The 18607-nt window shown below is 60.8% G+C and carries 18 protein-coding genes; 7 read left to right on the plus strand and 11 right to left on the minus strand.

Annotation, left to right across the window (positions count from 1 at the left end):
* Positions 1–61: 61 nt before the first annotated feature.
* Positions 62–1465: an aminoacyl-tRNA deacylase and HDOD domain-containing protein gene (locus AC3IP0_RS27825; protein WP_489317693.1), complete on the plus strand. Its 1404-nt coding sequence runs from the start codon at positions 62–64 to the stop codon at positions 1463–1465.
* A 98-nt stretch (positions 1466–1563) separates the two neighbouring features.
* Here the strand turns inward: AC3IP0_RS27825 and AC3IP0_RS27830 are convergent, their stop codons facing one another.
* Positions 1564–1947 (minus strand): helicase, encoded by a 384-nt coding sequence (locus tag AC3IP0_RS27830; protein WP_489317694.1) that lies wholly within the window; start codon positions 1945–1947, stop codon positions 1564–1566.
* Positions 1948–2335: 388 nt separating this feature from the next.
* On the opposite strand from AC3IP0_RS27830, the gene AC3IP0_RS27835 reads away from it, so the two are divergent.
* Positions 2336–2728 (plus strand): DUF6124 family protein, encoded by a 393-nt coding sequence (locus AC3IP0_RS27835; protein ID WP_489317695.1) that lies wholly within the window; start codon positions 2336–2338, stop codon positions 2726–2728.
* Positions 2729–2817: 89 nt separating this feature from the next.
* Here the strand turns inward: AC3IP0_RS27835 and AC3IP0_RS27840 are convergent, their stop codons facing one another.
* The 3 genes from AC3IP0_RS27840 to AC3IP0_RS27850 form a co-directional block, all read right to left on the minus strand.
* Positions 2818–3093 (minus strand): HU family DNA-binding protein, encoded by a 276-nt coding sequence (locus tag AC3IP0_RS27840; protein ID WP_003195589.1) that lies wholly within the window; start codon positions 3091–3093, stop codon positions 2818–2820.
* A 194-nt stretch (positions 3094–3287) separates the two neighbouring features.
* Positions 3288–4436, minus strand: coding sequence for an NAD(P)/FAD-dependent oxidoreductase (locus tag AC3IP0_RS27845; RefSeq protein WP_489326351.1), 1149 nt, complete (start codon positions 4434–4436; stop codon positions 3288–3290).
* Positions 4437–4454: 18 nt separating this feature from the next.
* Positions 4455–4625 (minus strand): rubredoxin, encoded by a 171-nt coding sequence (locus AC3IP0_RS27850; protein ID WP_007995385.1) that lies wholly within the window; start codon positions 4623–4625, stop codon positions 4455–4457.
* 199 nt (positions 4626–4824) lie between these two features.
* On the opposite strand from AC3IP0_RS27850, the gene AC3IP0_RS27855 reads away from it, so the two are divergent.
* Both AC3IP0_RS27855 and ubiA read left to right on the plus strand, forming a co-directional pair.
* A complete protein-coding gene (locus tag AC3IP0_RS27855) occupies positions 4825–5388 on the plus strand; it encodes a chorismate--pyruvate lyase family protein (RefSeq protein ID WP_489326352.1) in 564 nt (187 codons plus the stop codon).
* Positions 5388–6278: a 4-hydroxybenzoate octaprenyltransferase gene (ubiA, locus tag AC3IP0_RS27860; protein WP_489326354.1), complete on the plus strand. Its 891-nt coding sequence runs from the start codon at positions 5388–5390 to the stop codon at positions 6276–6278. The genes AC3IP0_RS27855 and ubiA overlap by 1 nt, the downstream gene beginning before the upstream one ends.
* 60 nt (positions 6279–6338) lie before the next feature.
* On the opposite strand, the gene AC3IP0_RS27865 is transcribed toward ubiA, so the two are convergent.
* A complete protein-coding gene (locus AC3IP0_RS27865) occupies positions 6339–6722 on the minus strand; it encodes a COG4315 family predicted lipoprotein (RefSeq protein ID WP_489317699.1) in 384 nt (127 codons plus the stop codon).
* Positions 6723–6875: 153 nt separating this feature from the next.
* Between AC3IP0_RS27865 and phoB the strand changes: the two genes are divergently transcribed.
* From phoB to AC3IP0_RS27880, 3 genes are all read left to right on the plus strand, one after another.
* Positions 6876–7565, plus strand: a complete 690-nt coding sequence (gene phoB / locus AC3IP0_RS27870) for a phosphate regulon transcriptional regulator PhoB (protein ID WP_003229608.1) — start codon at positions 6876–6878, stop codon at positions 7563–7565.
* Between the two features lie 80 nt (positions 7566–7645).
* The gene (phoR, locus tag AC3IP0_RS27875) at positions 7646–8932 is read left to right on the plus strand and encodes a phosphate regulon sensor histidine kinase PhoR (RefSeq protein ID WP_489319831.1); all 1287 of its coding nucleotides are present in this window, start codon (positions 7646–7648) and stop codon (positions 8930–8932) included.
* A gap of 124 nt (positions 8933–9056) precedes the next feature.
* Positions 9057–10397 (plus strand): hemolysin family protein, encoded by a 1341-nt coding sequence (locus tag AC3IP0_RS27880; protein WP_489317700.1) that lies wholly within the window; start codon positions 9057–9059, stop codon positions 10395–10397.
* Between the two features lie 115 nt (positions 10398–10512).
* Here the strand turns inward: AC3IP0_RS27880 and AC3IP0_RS27885 are convergent, their stop codons facing one another.
* From AC3IP0_RS27885 to AC3IP0_RS27910, 6 genes are all read right to left on the minus strand, one after another.
* On the minus strand, positions 10513–11409 hold the full coding sequence (locus tag AC3IP0_RS27885; RefSeq protein WP_489317701.1) for a peptidoglycan DD-metalloendopeptidase family protein: 897 nt from the start codon (positions 11407–11409) through the stop codon (positions 10513–10515).
* Between the two features lie 209 nt (positions 11410–11618).
* Positions 11619–12521 (minus strand): response regulator, encoded by a 903-nt coding sequence (locus tag AC3IP0_RS27890; protein ID WP_489317702.1) that lies wholly within the window; start codon positions 12519–12521, stop codon positions 11619–11621.
* Positions 12522–12690: 169 nt separating this feature from the next.
* Complete coding sequence (gene phoU / locus AC3IP0_RS27895) at positions 12691–13452, minus strand: phosphate signaling complex protein PhoU (RefSeq protein ID WP_046038908.1); 762 nt, start codon at positions 13450–13452, stop codon at positions 12691–12693.
* Positions 13453–13563: 111 nt separating this feature from the next.
* Positions 13564–14397: a phosphate ABC transporter ATP-binding protein PstB gene (gene pstB, locus AC3IP0_RS27900; RefSeq protein WP_007971742.1), complete on the minus strand. Its 834-nt coding sequence runs from the start codon at positions 14395–14397 to the stop codon at positions 13564–13566.
* Between the two features lie 116 nt (positions 14398–14513).
* Positions 14514–16184, minus strand: coding sequence for a phosphate ABC transporter permease PstA (pstA, locus tag AC3IP0_RS27905; protein WP_489317703.1), 1671 nt, complete (start codon positions 16182–16184; stop codon positions 14514–14516).
* A gap of 16 nt (positions 16185–16200) precedes the next feature.
* On the minus strand, positions 16201–18234 hold the full coding sequence (locus AC3IP0_RS27910) for an ABC transporter permease subunit (protein WP_489319832.1): 2034 nt from the start codon (positions 18232–18234) through the stop codon (positions 16201–16203).
* Positions 18235–18607 lie beyond the last annotated feature (373 nt).

Raw genomic sequence — 18607 nt, forward strand, 5'->3', positions numbered from 1 at the left:
GAGGCGTGGTCCCAAGCAAGCTGGTTATACTCCCGCAATTGTTTAAGTACGGATACAGACCATGACCGAAGTTGCCTTCGCACCCGACACCCCGCACGCTCCGTCGGTTATTCGGCTGATGCTGGGCAAGTTGGGCATTGCCTACGAAGAAGTGCTGGACCGTCACGGCCTCAATGCCGCGCGCAAAGTGCAGGCCGTTCTGCTGGATGACAGCGTTGGCGTATTGATGGTGCTGTTCCCGCAGAGCCAATTGCTGGACCTTAATCGCCTGACCGAACTCACCGGTCGCCGCCTCGCCGCCGTACCCACCGAACGCCTGACAAAAATGCTCGGCAAGCACAACCTCAGCTTGCTGCCGGGCCTGCCGGCGCTGAGCAGTTCACCGTGCCTGTACGACGAAAGCCTGCTGCGCGAGCCGAAGTTGCTGATCAACTCCGGTGAGCCGGGCGTGCTGCTGGAAATCACCAGCGAAGACTTCAAGGCGACCATGCTGACCAAGGCCAGCGCCGCCAACTTCGGCGAAAACCTGACCAGCATCCGCCCCAACCTCGACCGCCCCGATGACGATCGCGAGGAAATCACCCAGGCCGTCCAGGCGTTCACCGCACGGCGCATCCAGCAGCGTCTGGAGGCGACCATCGAGATTCCGCCGCTGGCCGAAACCGCGCAAAAAATCATCAAGCTGCGCGTCGACCCCAACGCCACCATCGACGACATCACCGGCGTGGTCGAAACCGACCCGGCGCTGGCCGCACAAGTCGTGAGCTGGGCGGCATCGCCGTACTACGCCTCGCCGGGCAAGATCCGCTCGGTGGAAGATGCCATCGTCCGGGTACTGGGTTTCGACCTGGTGATCAACCTGGCGCTGGGCCTGGCCCTGGGCAAAACCCTGAGCCTGCCCAAGGACCACCCGCAACACTCCACGCCGTACTGGCAGCAATCGATCTACACCGCCGCCGTTATCGAAGGCCTGACCCGCGCCATGCCACGCGCCCAGCGTCCGGAAGCCGGCCTGACCTATCTCGCCGGCCTGCTGCACAACTTCGGCTACCTGCTGCTGGCCCATGTGTTCCCGCCGCACTTCTCGCTGATCTGCCGCCACCTGGAGGTCAACCCGCACCTGTGCCACAGCTTCGTGGAACAACACCTGCTGGGCATCAGCCGGGAACAGATCGGCTCGTGGCTGATGCGCTACTGGGACATGCCTGAAGAACTGGCCACCGCCCTGCGCTTCCAGCACGATCCACACTACGACGGCGACTTCGCTGAGTACCCGAACCTGGTATGCCTGTCTGTGCGCCTGCTGCGCAGCCGAGGCATCGGCTCCGGCCCGGACGAAGACATCCCCGACGCCCTGCTCGAACGCCTTGGCCTGAGCCGCGAAAAAGCCAACGACGTGGTCAGCAAAGTCCTCGAGGCCGAAGTGCTGCTGCGCGAACTGGCTTCGCAGTTCACCCAAGGCTGAAAACCAATCGCGAGCAGCCTCGCTCCCACATGGATCACCTGAATCCTGTGGGAGCGGGCTTGCCCGCGATGAATATCACTCGGTCTACCTGAAAGACCTCAAGCCTTGGGCTTGGCCTTCTTCGGCTTCAAATACTTGGTCAGCCCCTGGAACCAGATCACCAACGCCGGGTTGCCCTTGATCTGGATCGACTTGTCCTGAATCCCCGTCATGAACGCCAGTTGCTTGTTCTTCGCCTGCATCGTGGCAAAGCCGTACGCGGCGTCTTTAAAGGCAATCGCAAACGCAGGCTCGGCATACACACCCGATTGGCTGGTGATGCGCTGGTCCTTCACGCGGAAATGCCGCGCCACTTTCCCGTCCAGGGTCTGCAGCTGAAACACCAGGTCCTTGTCACCCAACTGCTGCTGAAACGCCGGATTGGTCCGGCTGGCCTTACCCATCAACAAACCCAGCATCCACAGCAGAAAACGAAATTTCATGCGCACAGCCTCAAGAGAAAAATGAACGGCTGGGGCAGTTTAACGGCTTCAGAGGATAACACCAGTATCCAGCTGCATTAGGAGAAGATCATTACCATTACCTGCACGATGACTACTAAGTCACAATTATCAGCACATCACTCCGGCCACTCCACACGCCACTTCTGCACCTGAAGAAACACATTCTGTAGGAGCTGCCGAAGGCTGCGAACTTTTGATCCCCCCACCCTGCAAACCTATCGGAAACTTCCTTCAAAATGCTGCGCCATGCATGAACTAGGCGAATTTTGGATTCATCGATAACCTCTGACCGTCACCGCCAAAAACGGCGACCGGATGTGCAAGTCCGAAATCGGGAGCAAAACTTCTTAACCAAGGATTTACACCAATGACTCCGCCACCCGACGCATCCGAAAACGAAGCCACATCCCCCTACGAATCCCTCGATTCCAAAAAACTCCACGAAGCCGCCGAACGCGCCCTCGATCACTATCTCGCCCCACCAAAACAAACAACAACGAAACGCAGCGGCCAACTCTTCAGTGTCTGCCCAGACATCAATACCGAAGCACTCCTGGCCAACGCCTCGGAAGATCTGCTGTCCATCAGCGCCATCGCCGCTGACCTGGCCGACGATGTAGACGGATCACGCCGCTCAGTAGCCCTGGCGATCAGTCGCGTGGCTGAGGGGGCGCATTTGCTGGTAGAGCGGGCGCTGGATCATCTGGATGAGCCGCAAATGGCGGCGATTCTCGCCAAGCAACAAAGCGGGCTCGGCTGATTCGCCACCCACAAAAAATGGGCACCCAACCCTGGTTGGCGTGCCCATTTTTTATTCCACTCCCCCGCTGCGCGGGAGGTGAAAACGGATTACGGATTAACGCTGTCTTTCAACGACTTGCCTGGTTTGAACGCAACGGTGTTGCTGGCCTTGATTTTGACGGGTTCACCGGTTTGCGGGTTTTTGCCGGTGCGGGCACCGCGATGGCGTTGCAGGAAGGTACCGAAGCCCACCAGCGTCACGCTGTCTTTGCGGTGCAGGGCACCGGTGATTTCTTCAAGAACGGCGTTGAGAACGCGGTTGGCTTGTTCTTTGGTGAGGTCTGCTTTTTCAGCAATGGCTGCAGCGAGGTCTGGTTTACGCATGTGAGTGAAGCCCCTTTGACGGTTTGTTGTTGTTATGTCCGTGCTGCTCTCTGCGGAGCAGCGCCAAAAGCGCCGCAGGTGCTCTACTCTGCGGCAGACGGGAGTGAGGATGGCACGCAGTGAGGCCCCGCGCCAGTATCGGCGCGGCCATTGTTAGGACAAAAGGGGGGTGATTCCGACAGAACGACCGGTATTTACGCCAACAAGGCCGGAAGCTCTTTGTTCAGGGCCAGTTTTTCCATCACGGCGGTACCGGTGAGGGCGTAACCGAGCAGCTTGCCCGCGGCATCGCGACACAAAACCTTGATGTCGGCGCCCTGCCCTTCGACTGTCCAGATGCCTTCCGCGCCCCGTGGAGGCGGGGACACCACCAGCGGGCAGACCGGGGTTTTGACGGTGATCGGCATCGGGCCATAGGTGACGGCGGTCGGGTTGCCGGCCAGGGTTTGCGCCAGCGCCCTCGCACAGCTCATCAGGGGCATCACGTACAGCAAGTTCAGCCCGTCGACCTCGGCGCAGTCGCCCAGGGCGTAGATGTTGGCATGGGAGGTCTTCAGGTGCCGATCGACCATGATGCCGCGGTTGACCTGCAGACCGGCCGCTGCCGCCAGGTCGACGCGCGGGCGCAGGCCAATGGCCGAGACCACCACGTCGCACGGGATCACTTGGCCATCGGACAGGTGCGCTTCCAGACCGTCAGCCACGCGTTGCAGGCGGTTGAGCACCGGCCCGAGGTGGAAGCGCGCTCCGAGGCTTTCGAGGCCAGCCTGCACGGCCGCCGCGGCCGCCGGGTGCAGCAGGGTCGGCATGACTTGTTCGCACGGTGCAACCAGTTGCACTTCGTAGCCGCCCAGGGTCAGGTCGTTGGCGAACTCGCAGCCGATCAGGCCGGCGCCAAGCAGCAGCACGCGGCGCTTGCCGGCCGCCGCCGCACGGAAGCGTGCGTAGTCTTCCAGGTCGTTGATCGGGAATACGCAATCCGCCGCGTCGCCTTCAATGGGCACGCGCACGGTTTCGGCGCCCCAGGCCAGGATCAGGTCGCGGTAGATCACCGCTTCTTCACCGATCCACAGGCGTTTGTGGCCCGGGTCGATGCCGCTAATGCGCGTGTGGGTGCGTATTTCAGCCTTGAGCTGCTCGGCCATGGCGCCGGGTTCGGCCATGCTCAGGCCGTCGGCATCTTTGTTTTTGCCGAAGCCGGTGGAGAGCATCGGCTTGGAGTAGGAGCGCCCGTCATCGGCGGTAATCAGCAGCAGCGGGGTTTCGCTATCGAGTTTGCGAAACTCGCGGGCCACGTTGTAGCCCGCCAGGCCGGTGCCAATGATTACGACAGGTGCGTTCATTCCTTACTCCTCAATTATTCAGGCAGCGATTTCGATCATTTCAAAATCCATTTTGCCCACACCGCAGTCCGGGCACAGCCAGTCTGCCGGGACGTCTTCCCAACGGGTGCCCGGCGCAATGCCGTCATCCGGCCAACCGTCGGCTTCGTTGTAGATCAGGCCGCAGACGATACATTGCCACTTTTTCATCAGGTACTTCCTCAGGGTTCAGGCGTTTTGCCGGCCGGACGGTCGATGGTTGCAGCACTGCCGTCCGACTCAGCGCGTTTTGTACTGATCGGGGCCGTCGGATGCAAGTCTGTTCGGCGCAACGGCAGGCCATTTCAATCGATATCGGCGGCTGACATGTTAAGCTCGCTGCCTCATTTGCTGCCAATAATGACTCATTGTGCATCACACAGAATCCCCCTCTCCAGCTCCTCTCTGGCTCTCGCACAGCGAACTGGCGCCCCTCCCCGATGCCTCCACCCTCGACTGGCTGTTCGACGAAGGCTCGCTGACCAGACGTCTGATTCATCTGTCGAATGATGCCTTCAGCGTCTCGCCGATGTTCGAAGGCTGGCAACCCCTGCGTGCCGACGAATGCGCAGCGCTGGACCTGGCCGATGGCAGTGAGGGCTGGGTGCGCGAGGTGTATTTGCGCGGTCATGGCCAGGCGTGGGTGTTTGCGCGCAGCGTGGCGTCACGCAGTGCATTGCAAGGCGACGGCTTGCACATGGACGAACTGGGCAGCCGCTCGCTGGGCGAATTGCTGTTTTGCGATCAGGCCTTCCAGCGCCGAGCCATCGAGGTTTGCCATTATCCGCAAGCCTGGCTGCCCGCCGAGGTGCAATCGCCTGAGCTGTGGGGCCGCCGCTCGCGCTTCGACCGCGGTGCCTTGAGCGTCTTGGTGGCCGAAATATTCCTGCCTTCCCTGTGGGACGCCGCCTGCGCCCAATCGGAGAACCGTTGATGTACCAAAGCCTGCTCAAGTCCTTAAACCGCTTGAACCCTCGGGCCTGGGATTTCATTCAGCTGACCCGCATGGACAAACCGATCGGCATTTACCTGCTGCTCTGGCCAACGCTGTGGGCGCTGTGGATTGCCGGCAAGGGCTCGCCGTCCTTGGCCAACATTGTGATTTTCGTCCTCGGCGTGGTGCTGACCCGCGCCGGCGGCTGCGTGATCAACGACTGGGCGGACCGCAAGGTCGATGGTCATGTGAAGCGTACCGAGCAGCGACCGCTGGTGAGCGGCAAGATCAGCTCCAAAGAGGCGCTGGTGTTCTTCGCATTGCTGATGGGCGTGAGCTTCCTGCTGGTGCTGTGCACCAATGCCGCGACCATTTGGCTGTCGTTGGGCGGCCTGGCGCTGGCGTTCAGTTACCCGTTCATGAAGCGCTACACCTATTACCCGCAAGTGGTGCTGGGCGCCGCATTTTCGTGGGGGATGCCGATGGCGTTCACCGCAGAAACCGGTGAATTGCCGGCTGCCGCGTGGCTGCTGTGGATCGCCAACCTGATGTGGACAGTGGGTTACGACACGTATTACGCGATGACCGACCGCGATGACGACCTGAAGATCGGCGTGAAGTCCACGGCAATCCTGTTCGGCGACGCGGACCGGGCGATCATCCTGACCCTGCAAGGGCTGGCGCTGGGTTGCCTGTTGCTGGCGGGTTCGAAGTTCGACCTTGGTGGCTGGTTCCACCTCGGATTACTGGTGGCGGCGGGCTGCTTTGCGTGGGAGTTCTGGTACACCCGCGGCAAGGACCGGATGCGTTGCTTCAAGGCGTTTTTGCACAATCACTGGGCGGGGTTGGCGATTTTCGTCGGGATTGTGCTGGACTACGCGTTGCGTTGACCGTTGAAAAGATCGCAGCCCAAGGCAGCTCCTACCGGAGGCTGCGATCTTCTTGCAGTGTTACATGTGCTCACGAACGACGTGCCAGACGTCTTTCATCTTGTCGCCTTTCATTTCTCCGGGTGCCTTGTCCTTCTGGAAGTAGTAAAGCGGCTTGCCGTCGTAGGCCCATTGCATCGTGCCATCGTCACGCTTGATGACTGACCATTTACCTTCAGCCTTTGCGCCTGCTTCCGCCTTCAGCGGTGGCCAGTACTCTGCACACTCACCAGTGCAGACCGATTTGCCGCCTGAGTCCTTGTCGAAGGTGTACAGGGTCATCCCTTTGTGGTCGGTCATCATGCCGTCTTTCATCATGCCCGGTTCGGCGGCGAAGGCCATCGAAGGCAATGCCAGGGCCGCGGCCAGCAGCAGGGCCTTGATGGAATGCGAGTGTCGATTCATTTGAAACCTTCCTTTGTGGTTGTCAGGATTCGGACTTAGAGCTTAGCCCAGGATCCAGCCAATCGCCGGTCGACTAAAATACTGTCACACGACTGCAATAATTCCGTTATCTAATGCGGCGCAAGACAGTTAAATGACAAGAGGATTAAGGGCATGGTTGGCAGGAGCATTCTGATCGTCGACGACGAAGCGCCTATTCGCGAAATGATCGCCGTTGCGTTGGAAATGGCCGGCTATGACTGCCTGGAGGCTGAGAACTCCCAGCAGGCCCACGCCATTATCGTCGACCGCAAACCGGACCTGATCCTGCTCGACTGGATGCTGCCCGGCACGTCCGGCATCGAGCTGGCCCGTCGTCTCAAGCGTGATGAACTGACCGGGGACATCCCGATCATCATGCTCACCGCCAAGGGTGAAGAGGACAACAAGATCCAGGGCCTGGAAGTCGGTGCCGACGACTACATCACCAAGCCGTTTTCCCCCCGTGAGCTGGTGGCGCGCCTGAAGGCCGTGCTGCGTCGCGCCGGCCCGACCGATGGCGAGGCGCCAATCGAAGTCGGCGGCCTGCTGCTGGACCCGATCAGCCACCGCGTGACCATCGACGGCCGTCCTGCCGAGATGGGCCCGACCGAATACCGCCTGCTGCAATTCTTCATGACCCACCAGGAACGCGCCTACACTCGTGGCCAGTTGCTGGATCAGGTCTGGGGCGGCAACGTCTACGTCGAAGAGCGCACCGTTGATGTGCACATTCGACGCCTGCGCAAAGCCCTCGGCGATGCTTACGAAAATCTGGTACAAACCGTGCGCGGCACCGGATACCGCTTTTCTACCAAAGCCTGACCCGGACCTTTACCGCCCGACAAGCTGACAAGGACGCGCGTCAAGTGAACCAAAACTGGCATGGCACCCTGATTCGCCACATGCTGCTGCTGGTCACCGCCTGCCTGGTGATCGGCCTGATCACCGGCTATTACGGCTGGAGCCTCGCCGCAGGCCTGGGTCTTTACCTGGCATGGACCCTCAAGCAATTGCTGCGTCTGCACGAGTGGCTGCGCCTGCACAAACCCGATGAAGCGCCACCCGACGGCTACGGCCTGTGGGGCGAGGTGTTCGACAGCATCTACCACCTGCAACGCCGCGACCAACGGGTACGCGGGCGCCTGCAAGCGGTGATCGACCGGGTTCAGGAATCCACCGCCGCGCTCAAGGATGCGGTGATCATGCTCGACACCGACGGCAACCTGGAATGGTGGAACCGCGCCGCCGAAACCCTGCTGGGCCTCAAGACGCCACAGGACAGCGGCCAACCGGTGACCAACCTGGTGCGCCATCCGCGCTTCAAGGAATACTTCGAGCAAGACAGCTACGCCGAGCCGCTGGAAATCCCCTCGCCGACCAACGACCGCGTGCGCATTCAGCTGTACATCACCCGCTACGGCAACAACGAACACTTGATGCTGGTGCGCGATGTGACGCGCATCCATCAGCTGGAACAGATGCGCAAAGACTTCATCGCCAACGTTTCCCATGAACTGCGCACGCCGTTGACGGTGATCTGCGGTTACCTGGAAACCTTGCTCGACAACGTCGACGAGGTGAACCCGCGCTGGGGCCGCGCCTTGCAGCAGATGCAGCAGCAAGGCGGACGCATGCAGACCCTGCTCAACGATCTGTTGTTGCTGGCCAAGCTGGAAGCCACCGATTATCCGTCGGACAACCAGCCGGTGCCGATCGACGGCTTGCTGCAATCGATCAAGAGCGATGCGCAGCAGTTGTCCGGCCAGAAAAACCAGAAAATCACCCTGGAAGCCGACCCGACGATTCTGCTCAAGGGCAGCGAAGCTGAGTTGCGCAGTGCGTTTTCCAATCTGGTATTCAACGCGGTGAAATACACCCCGGCCGAAGGCAATATCCGCATTCGCTGGTGGGCCGATGACCAGGGGGCGCACCTGAGCGTGCAGGATTCCGGGATCGGCATCGATGCCAAACACCTGCCGCGCCTGACCGAACGCTTCTATCGCGTCGACTCCAGCCGCAACTCCAACACCGGGGGCACCGGCCTGGGGCTGGCGATCGTCAAACACGTCCTGTTACGACATCGGGCACGGATGGAAATCAGCAGCGTACCGGGCCACGGCAGCACCTTTACCTGCCACTTTGCCCCGGCCCAGGTCACCAAATCACGGGTTATCAGCACCGCTGACTGATACCGGTCAGCACGCACCACTAGGCAACTGGCCGGTCAGCCGCTACATTGGCTGACTTGTGCCTGCCTTTCAGGCGCGGCTTTTTACTTCCCTCTCGAATATACGGAACCCGCAAAACTCCATCATGGACCCTTCCCCTGGCTTGACCCTCGCTACAATTTTCGCCGACTTCGGCATGATTCTTTTTGCTCTGATCCTGGTTTTGCTCAACGGATTTTTCGTTGCGGCGGAATTTGCCATGGTCAAATTGCGCTCGACCCGGGTCGAAGCCATCGCCGAGCAACACGGCTGGCGCGGCCACATCCTGCGCACCGTACACAGTCAGCTCGATGCTTACCTGTCCGCCTGCCAGTTGGGTATCACCCTGGCCTCGCTGGGCCTTGGCTGGGTCGGCGAACCGGCGTTTGCGCACATTCTTGAGCCGTTGCTGAGTGCCGTGGGCGTTGAATCGGCCGAAGTGGTCAAAGGCATCTCGTTCTTCACCGCCTTCTTCATCATTTCGTACCTGCACATCGTGGTCGGCGAGCTGGCCCCCAAATCCTGGGCGATCCGCAAACCCGAGTTGCTGTCGCTGTGGACCGCGGTGCCGCTGTACCTGTTCTACTGGGCCATGTACCCGGCCATCTACCTGCTCAACGCCAGCGCCAACACCATCCTGCGCATTGCGGGGCAAGGTGAGCCCGGCCCGCATCACGAGCACCACTACAGCCGTGAAGAACTGAAACTGATCCTGCACTCCAGCCGTGGCCAGGACCCGAGCGACCAAGGCATGCGTGTCTTGGCCTCGGCAGTGGAAATGGGTGAACTGGAAGTGGTCGACTGGGCCAACTCCCGCGAAGACCTGGTGACCCTGGAGTTCAACGCGCCGCTCAAGCAGATCCTGGCGATGTTCCGTCGCCACAAGTTCAGCCGCTACCCGGTGTACGACAGCGAACGCCAGGAGTTCGTCGGCCTGCTGCACATCAAGGATCTGCTGCTGGAACTGGCGGCGCTGGACCACATTCCCGAGTCGTTCAACCTGGCCGAACTGACCCGCCCGCTGGAGCGCGTGTCGCGGCACATGCCGCTGTCGCAGTTGCTGGAGCAGTTCCGCAAGGGCGGCTCGCACTTCGCCGTGGTCGAAGAGGCCGACGGCAACATCATCGGCTACCTGACCATGGAAGACGTGCTGGAAGTGCTGGTGGGCGACATCCAGGACGAACACCGCAAGGCCGAACGCGGGATCCTCGCGTATCAGCCGGGCAAGCTGCTGGTGCGGGGCGATACGCCGCTGTTCAAGGTTGAACGACTGCTGGGCATCGACCTCGACCACGTCGAAGCCGAAACCCTTGCCGGGCTGGTCTATGAGAGCCTCAAGCGCGTTCCTGAAGAGGAAGAAGTGCTGGAAGTCGAAGGCCTGCGGATCATCATCAAGAAGATGAAAGGGCCGAAGATCGTACTGGCCAAGGTGTTGATGCTGGATTGATGCGATTCGTTAAACCGCATTGATCCCAAAAGATCGCAGCCTTCGGCAGCTCCTACAGGGTGTACACATGACCCTGTAGGAGCTGCCGAAGGCTGCGATCTTTTGCTTCAAGGCTTCACTGCTTGCCCAACGCAAAGTTGGGCAGCGCGCCGACCGGCTGGTTGAACTGGTACGGAATCGATACCAGCCCCAACCCGGTATTGCGCTGCACCACGAAGTGCAAATGCGGCCCGGTGCTGTTGCCGGTGTTGCCCGACAACGCCAACGCACTGCCCACCGTTACCCGCTGACCTTCCCGAACGCAGACCGAGCCTTTCTTCAGGTGCAGGTAAACCCCCATGGTCCCGTCATCGTGCAGCACCCGCACGAAATTGCCGGATGCGTCGGTGCCGCGCCCGCTCTGTCTGTTCTCGGTTTTCACCACCACCCCGCCTCGCGCGGCAATGATCGGCGTGCCCTCAGGCATTGCGATGTCTATGGCGTAACGGCTCTTGGGCCCGAAGTGGCTGTAGGGGCCATTGGCGCCCTGGCTTATCCGGAACGGTCCGCCACGCCAGGGCAACGGGTACCGATAGCCCACCGTGGGCCCTGAGGGGTCGCCCAGGGAGTATTTGAACTTCGGGACGTACGCGAGGGACCTCCCACCTTTAGCCGCCGTGAGCTGCGCCAGACGAACGCTGCTGCGTAGCGGTATCACCCGCCGAATCGTCCCGCCCGGCACACCGCTGGCGTTCTTCACCCCGGCAAAACTCAATTCGACTTCTACCGGCGCATACAGGTCATTGCGCACGTACACGCTGTGCACGCCGTTCTTCTTCATGATGATGAGGCGCACCTGACGCTCAAGGTGCTCGACCATGCCATCGCGAAAAACGAACACATGGGCGCCTTTGCTGGGGCGGTCGCTGTAGGAAACCACGCCATAGGCATCTTTGGATTTGTAGATGGTCATGGCCATGGCCGAGTTGGCGACCATGAACAGGCCACATAAAAGCAGCAGGCGCGAGAACATGAGCAAGGATTCTGTCGAGTGAGATCTGGGATGGAGCCTAGCAGCTGCAATGGACCCGGGTAGTCGGCAGATGTTTCAAAATGGGCCGTTCAGAAGATTTTCGGCAAGGCCAATGGACCCTTCGCGAGCAAGCCCGCTCCCACATTGGAATGCATTTCAAATGTGGGAGCGGGCTTGCTCGCGAAGGCGAACTCGCAGACGGCGCTGGATCAAGCGCCAGGAATGAAGTGCTTCTGCGCCGTACCACGCGCAATCAGGCGCGAAATATAATCGAGCTTCTGTGCATCCTGGTCGACAAATCGGAAGGTCAGTTGCAGCCAGTCGCTGTCGGGCTTCGGTTCGTGGGCCACGACGGCGTGCAGGTAACCGTTGAGGCGGGCGATCTCGGCGTTGTCGCCCTGCTCCAGGTCCAGCACGGCGCTGTCGAGGATCTGCGGCAAGGCCTCGGTGCGCTTGACCACCAACAGGGCTTCCTTGAGGCTCAAGGCCTTGATCACGCATTGCGCGATACCGTTGGGCAAACGCAGTTGACCCTGGCCACGGCCACTGGTGGGTGCCGAAGAGGCCGCAGGCGCCTTGACCGGCGGGCTGTTGAGCAAGCCTTTGGACGGTGCGGGTGCGGCCGTTGGCGTAACGACGGGGGCCTTGCCACCGGTCAATGCGGCGAGGGAGTCGTTAGCGAAGGCAGGGCTGGTTTTGGTCGCGGCTACGTTGATCAAGGCGTCGAGTTTGCCGACCTTGTGCAGCGCCTGCTTGACCTTGGTGATCAGTTGCTCGTTGGTGAACGGCTTGCTGACGTAGCCGGATACCCCGGCCTGGATCGCCTGGACAACGTTCTCCTTGTCGCCACGGCTGGTCACCATCACGAAAGGCATGGCCTTGAGGTTGTCTTGCTCGCGGCACCAGGTCAGCAATTCCAGGCCGGACATTTCCGGCATTTCCCAGTCACACAGGACCAGGTCGAAAGCTTCCTTGGCCAGCATGGCCTGGGCCTTTCTGCCGTTGATCGCATCTTCGATCCGCATGCCCGGGAAATAATTGCGCAGGCACTTTTTCACCAGATCACGAATGAACGACGCATCGTCCACGACCAACACACTGACCTTACTCATCCAAAACCCCTTTAAAAAATCCCGGCCAGCATACCGCCTTGCTGATGGCACATTGCCAAAAAACCTTCAGTCACGCCGGACTTTTCGTTCGCGGGGTGCTGCTTTTCGAATTCGTACGCCGCAAACAAAAACGCCCGGCCAAAAGGCCGGGCGCTTTACTTGGGCAACCTTACTTATCGTCAGTTTTGCCCGGAACATTAGCGCTTTCGCCACTGGTTCCTTCGACTTCTTCCTTCATGCGCTTGAGACCCAGGTGCCGCACGTCGGTGCCGCGTACCAGGTAGATCACCAGCTCCGAGATATTGCGCGCGTGGTCGCCGATACGCTCCAGCGAACGCAGCACCCAGATAATGCTCAGAACCCGCGAAATGGAACGCGGATCTTCCATCATGTAGGTGGCCAGCTCACGCAGGGCGGTCTTGTATTCGCGGTCGATGATCTTGTCGTACTGCGCCACCGACAAGGCCAGTTCGGCGTCGAAACGGGCGAAGGCGTCCAGTGCGTCGCGGACCATGTTGCGCACCTGGTCACCGATGTGGCGCACTTCCACGTAACCGCGCGGCGCTTCGCCTTCTTCGCACAGCTGGATGGCACGACGGGCGATCTTGGTCGCTTCGTCACCGATGCGCTCCAGGTCGATCACCGACTTGGAAATGCTGATGATCAGGCGCAGATCGGAAGCCGCCGGCTGGCGACGGGCCAGAATGCGCAGGCATTCTTCGTCGATGTTGCGTTCCATCTGGTTGATCTGGTCGTCGATCTCGCGCACCTGCTGGGCCAGGCCGGAGTCGGCCTCGATCAGCGCGGTCACCGCGTCGTTGACTTGCTTCTCGACCAGCCCGCCCATGGCCAGGAGGTGGCTGCGCACTTCCTCCAGTTCGGCGTTGAACTGCTGGGAGATGTGGTGTGTAAGGCCTTCCTTAGAAATCATGTTGTCTGCTCCGCAAAAGCTGTGAGCTGCAAGCTACAAGCTGCAAGCTGATGTGTGTCGTACCCGAACCGCTCTGACTTGCCGCTTGAAGCTTGCGGCTCGTGGCTGCTGCTAGCCGTAGCGACCGGTGATGTAGTCTTCGGTCTGCTTCTTCGCCGGGTTGGTGAACAGGGTATCGGTGTCGCCGAATTCCACCAGTTTGCCCATGTACATGAACGCCGTGTAGTCGGAAACCCGCGCGGCCTGTTGCATGTTGTGGGTCACGATCACGATGGTGAACTTGGATTTCAGTTCGTAGATCAGCTCTTCGACTTTCAGCGTGGAGATCGGGTCGAGTGCCGAGCAGGGTTCGTCGAGCAGCAGCACTTCCGGCTCTACGGCGATGGTGCGGGCAATCACCAGACGCTGCTGCTGACCACCGGACAGGCCCAGTGCCGACTCGTGCAGACGGTCCTTGACCTCGTCCCACAGTGCCGCGCCTTTCAACGCCCACTCAACGGCTTCGTCGAGGACGCGCTTCTTGTTGATGCCCTGGATGCGCAGGCCGTAAACCACGTTTTCGTAGATGGTTTTCGGGAACGGGTTGGGCTTCTGGAACACCATGCCGACGCGACGACGCAGTTCGGCCACGTCCTCGCCCTTGCGGTAGATGTTGTTGCCGTAGAGGTTGATCTCGCCTTCAACGCGGCAGCCGTCAACCAGGTCGTTCATGCGGTTGAAGGTACGCAGCAGCGTGGACTTGCCACAGCCGGACGGGCCGATGAAGGCGGTCACGCGCTGTTTCGGGATGTTCATGCTGACGTCGTACAGCGCTTGTTTTTCGCCATAGAACAGGCTCAGGCCCGGTACTTCGATGGCCACGGTTTCCTGCTCGAGGTTCAGGCTCTGCTTGTCGCGACCCAGGGCCGACATGTTGATGCCGTGGGTATGTGCTTCGTGCTGCATGGGAGGCTCCCTGTGCTAACAAATTCGGTTCATTTTTTGTGGGAGCGAGCTTGCTCGCGAAGGGGCCATCACTGGCGCCAAAAGCTTCGCGAGCAGGCTCGCTCCCACATAAGAAATCAGCTATCCAGCGCCTTGTACTTCTCGCGCAGGTGGTTACGGATGTACACCGCAGACAGGTTCAATGTCGCGATCACCAGCACCAGCAGCAGCGCCGTGGCGTACACCAGCGGTCGCGCGGCTTCGACGTTCGGGCTCTGGAAGCCGACGTCATAGATGTGGAAGCCCAGGTGCATGATCTTCTGGTCCAGGTGCAGGTACGGGTAGTTACCGTCCACCGGCAACGACGGCGCCAGTTTCACCACGCCCACCAGCATCAGCGGCGCCACTTCACCCGCGGCGCGGGCCACGGCGAGGATCATGCCGGTCATCATCGCCGGGCTGGCCATCGGCAACACGATCTTCCACAAGGTTTCAGCCTTGGTCGCGCCGAGGGCCAACGAGCCTTCACGCACGGTGCGAGGAATCCGCGCCAGGCCTTCTTCGGTGGCCACGATCACCACCGGCACCGCCAGCAGCGCCAGGGTCAGCGAAGCCCAGAGCAGACCCGGCGTACCGAAGGTCGGTGCCGGCAGTGCTTCCGGGAAGAACAGACGGTCGAGCGAGCCGCCCAGCACATAGACGAAGAAGCCCAGGCCGAACACACCGTAAACGATGGCCGGAACGCCCGCCAGGTTGTTCACCGCGATGCGGATCACCCGGGTCAGCGCGTTCTGCTTGGCGTATTCACGCAGGTACACCGCCGCCAGCACGCCGAACGGGGTCACGATCATCGCCATGATCAGGGTCATCATCACGGTGCCGAAGATGGCCGGGAAGATACCGCCTTCGGTGTTCGCTTCACGCGGGTCGTCGCTCAGGAACTCCCAGACCTTACTGAAGTAGAAACCGATCTTGGTGGTCGTGCTCATGGCGTTCGGCTGATAGGCGTGAACCACTTTGCCGATGCCGATTTCGATTTCCTTACCGTTCGCATCGCGGGCGGTCAGGCTGTCGCGGTTGAACTGCGCATGCAGATCGTTCAGGCGCGCTTCAACATCCTGATAGCGGGCATTGAGTTCGGCGCGCTCCGACTCCATGTCCGCTTGTGCGGTGGCGTCGAGTTTGCCATCCAGCTCCAGCTTGCGACCGTTCAGGCGGATGCGCTCGAGACCGGCGTTGATCGCGCCGATGTCGGTTTTTTCCAGGTTCTTGAGCTGTGCCGCCAGCTTGTTGACGCGGTCGACACGGGCCTGCAACTCAGGCCATGCGGCTTCGCCTTCAGCGACAACCTTGCCATCCTGTTTAACGTTGACCAGGTAACCGTAGAAGTTGCCCCACTCGCGACGCTCGATGGCCATCAGCTCCGGCGGCGTCGTCTGTTTGGTCAGCCACTCGCCGACGATCCAGGTGAAGTCGTTGCCGTTCAGGTCGCGGTTGCCGACCTTGATCAGCTCGCGGGTCATGAACTCCGGGCCTTCGTCAGGCACCGGCAGGCCGGCGCTCTTCAGTCGGGCACGTGGCACTTCTTCCTTCTGTACGATTTCGCCGATCACCAGGTGATTGGCCTGGCCCGGTACGTCGTAACTGGCATGCACCAGGTCAGCCGGCCAGAAGTGACCCAGGCCACGCACGGCAATCACTGCCAGCAGGCCAATGGTCATGATGACCGCGATGGACACCGCGCCACCGCTGATCCAGACGCCGGGGGCGCCGCTCTTGAACCATCCTTTCAGGGAGTTCTGTTTCACAGACTTCTACCTTTGCTTAAAGCGACGAGTATTTCTTGCGCAGACGCTGACGAATCAGTTCTGCGAGGGTGTTCATGACGAAGGTGAACAACAGCAGCACCAGCGCCGAGAGGAACAGCACGCGGTAGTGGCTGCCGCCGACTTCCGATTCGGGCATTTCCACTGCAACGTTGGCCGCCAGGGTGCGCAGGCCTTCGAACAGGTTCATTTCCATGACCGGGGTGTTACCGGTGGCCATCAACACGATCATGGTTTCACCGACCGCACGGCCCATGCCGATCATCAGCGCCGAGAAGATGCCCGGGCTCGCGGTGAGGATCACCACGCGGGTCATGGTCTGCCACGGCGTGGCACCGAGGGCCAGGGAGCCCAGGGTCAGGCCGCGAGGCACACTGAACACGGCGTCTTCGGCGATCGAGTAGATGTTCGGGATGACCGCGAAGCCCATGGCCAGGCCGACCACCAGGGCGTTGCGCTGGTCGTAGGTGATGCCCAGGTCGTGGGAGATCCACATGCGCATGTCGCCGCCGAAGAACCAGTTCTCCATGAACGGGCTCATGTACAGCGACAGCCAGCCCACAAACAGGATCACCGGAATCAGCAGCGCACTTTCCCAGCCATCCGGGACTTTCAGGCGGATCGACTCAGGCAGGCGGCTGAAAGTGAAACCGGCGACCAGGATGCCGATCGGCAGCAACATCAGCAGGCTGAAGATGCCCGGCAAATGCCCTTCCACATAGGGTGCGAGGAACAGACCGGCGAAGAAACCGAGGATCACCGTCGGCATCGCTTCCATCAACTCGATCACCGGCTTGACCTTGCGGCGCATGCCCGGAGCCATGAAGTACGCGGTGTAGATCGCTGCGGCAACGGCCAGTGGAGCGGCCAGCAGCATGGCGTAGAACGCGGCTTTCAGGGTACCGAAGGTCAGCGGCGACAGGCTCAGCTTGGGTTCGAAGTCGGTGTTGGCCGCGGTCGATTGCCAGACGTATTTAGGCTCGTCGTAGTTCTCGTACCAGACCTTGCTCCACAGTGCGCTCCACGAGACTTCCGGGTGCGGGTTGTCGAGCAGCAGCGGGTGCAACTTGCCGCCGGCTTCCACGATCAAGCGGTTGGCACGAGGCGACAGACCGAAAATGCCCTGGCCTTCAGCAACCGGTTCCACCAGCAAGGTGCGGTGGGCGGTGCTGTGGAACACGCCGAGCTTGCCGGAAGCGTCGAGGGCAACGAAGCCCTTGCGGCGTTCTTCGGCGGTGATTTCAACGATAGGCGTGGTGCCCATCTGGAAGGTGCGGATCTGCTTCAGGCGTTGCTCGCCATCGGGGTCGCGAGCCATGAACCACTGGGCCAGGCCACCCTTGGAGTCACCGATGATCAGCGAGATGCCGCCCACCAGTTGGGTGCTGGCGGTGACTTCGGTTTCGCCGTTTTCCGCCAGTTTGTAGCGACCGTTGAGGCTCTTGTCGCGCAGGCTGAACACGTCGGCCTGGGCACGCCCGTTGATCACGTACAGCCACTGCTGACGCGGGTCGACGAAGATGCTCTTCACCGGCTCGTTCATCTGCGGCAGTTCGATGCGCTTCTGCTCGTTGGTGACTTCGCCGGTCATCATGTTCTCTTCGCTGGTCAGCGACAGAACATTGAGTTGCGAACCGGTGGAGCCGACCAGCATCAGGGTCGAATCGTTGGCGTTGAGGCTGACGTGCTCCAGCGCACCGCCGGCTTCGTTCACCGCGATCGGCGCTTCGCCATACGGGTACTCGATGGCCGGGGTGATGGTTTTCTTGCCGTCCGGGTAGCTGACCTTATAGGTATGGCGGAACACCAGGGCCTGGCCGTTGGACAGCCCCACAGCCACCAGCGGGTGACCTGGCTGGTCTTCACCGATGGAGGTCACGGTGGTGCCGGCCGGGATCGACAGATCGACGCGCTTCAATTCAGCGCCACTGTCGATGTCGAAGAACAATGCCTGACCCTTGTCGGAAACCCGCATCGCAACCTGGTTCTGCTCTTCCAGGGAGATCATCAGCGGCTTGCCGGCGTCTTGCATCCAGGCTGGCGTGATGGCGTCCTTGGACGTCAGGCTGGCACCCTGGAACAGGGGCGCGACGACGTAGGCAAGGAAGAAGAAGATCAAGGTGATCGCGCCCAGAACAGCGAGGCCGCCAACGAGGACGTACCAGCGGGTCAGGCGATCTTTGAGCGCGCGAATGCGGCGCTTGCGTTGTAGCTCAGGCGTATTGAAATCAATTCGCTTGGGGGGATTAGTAGTCATGTTGGAATTGGCCAGATCATTCATGCGCACACCCTAGCGATCCTGTATGACAGAAAGATGACAATGCAGTGACGCAACAAATCCGCCGCTAGCGGTAACCAGCAGCGGATAGAGAATTAGAGGTGTATGGGGGCGGCTCCTGCCACCC

The sequence above is a fragment of the Pseudomonas sp. GL_103 genome (genome assembly GCF_057835175.1).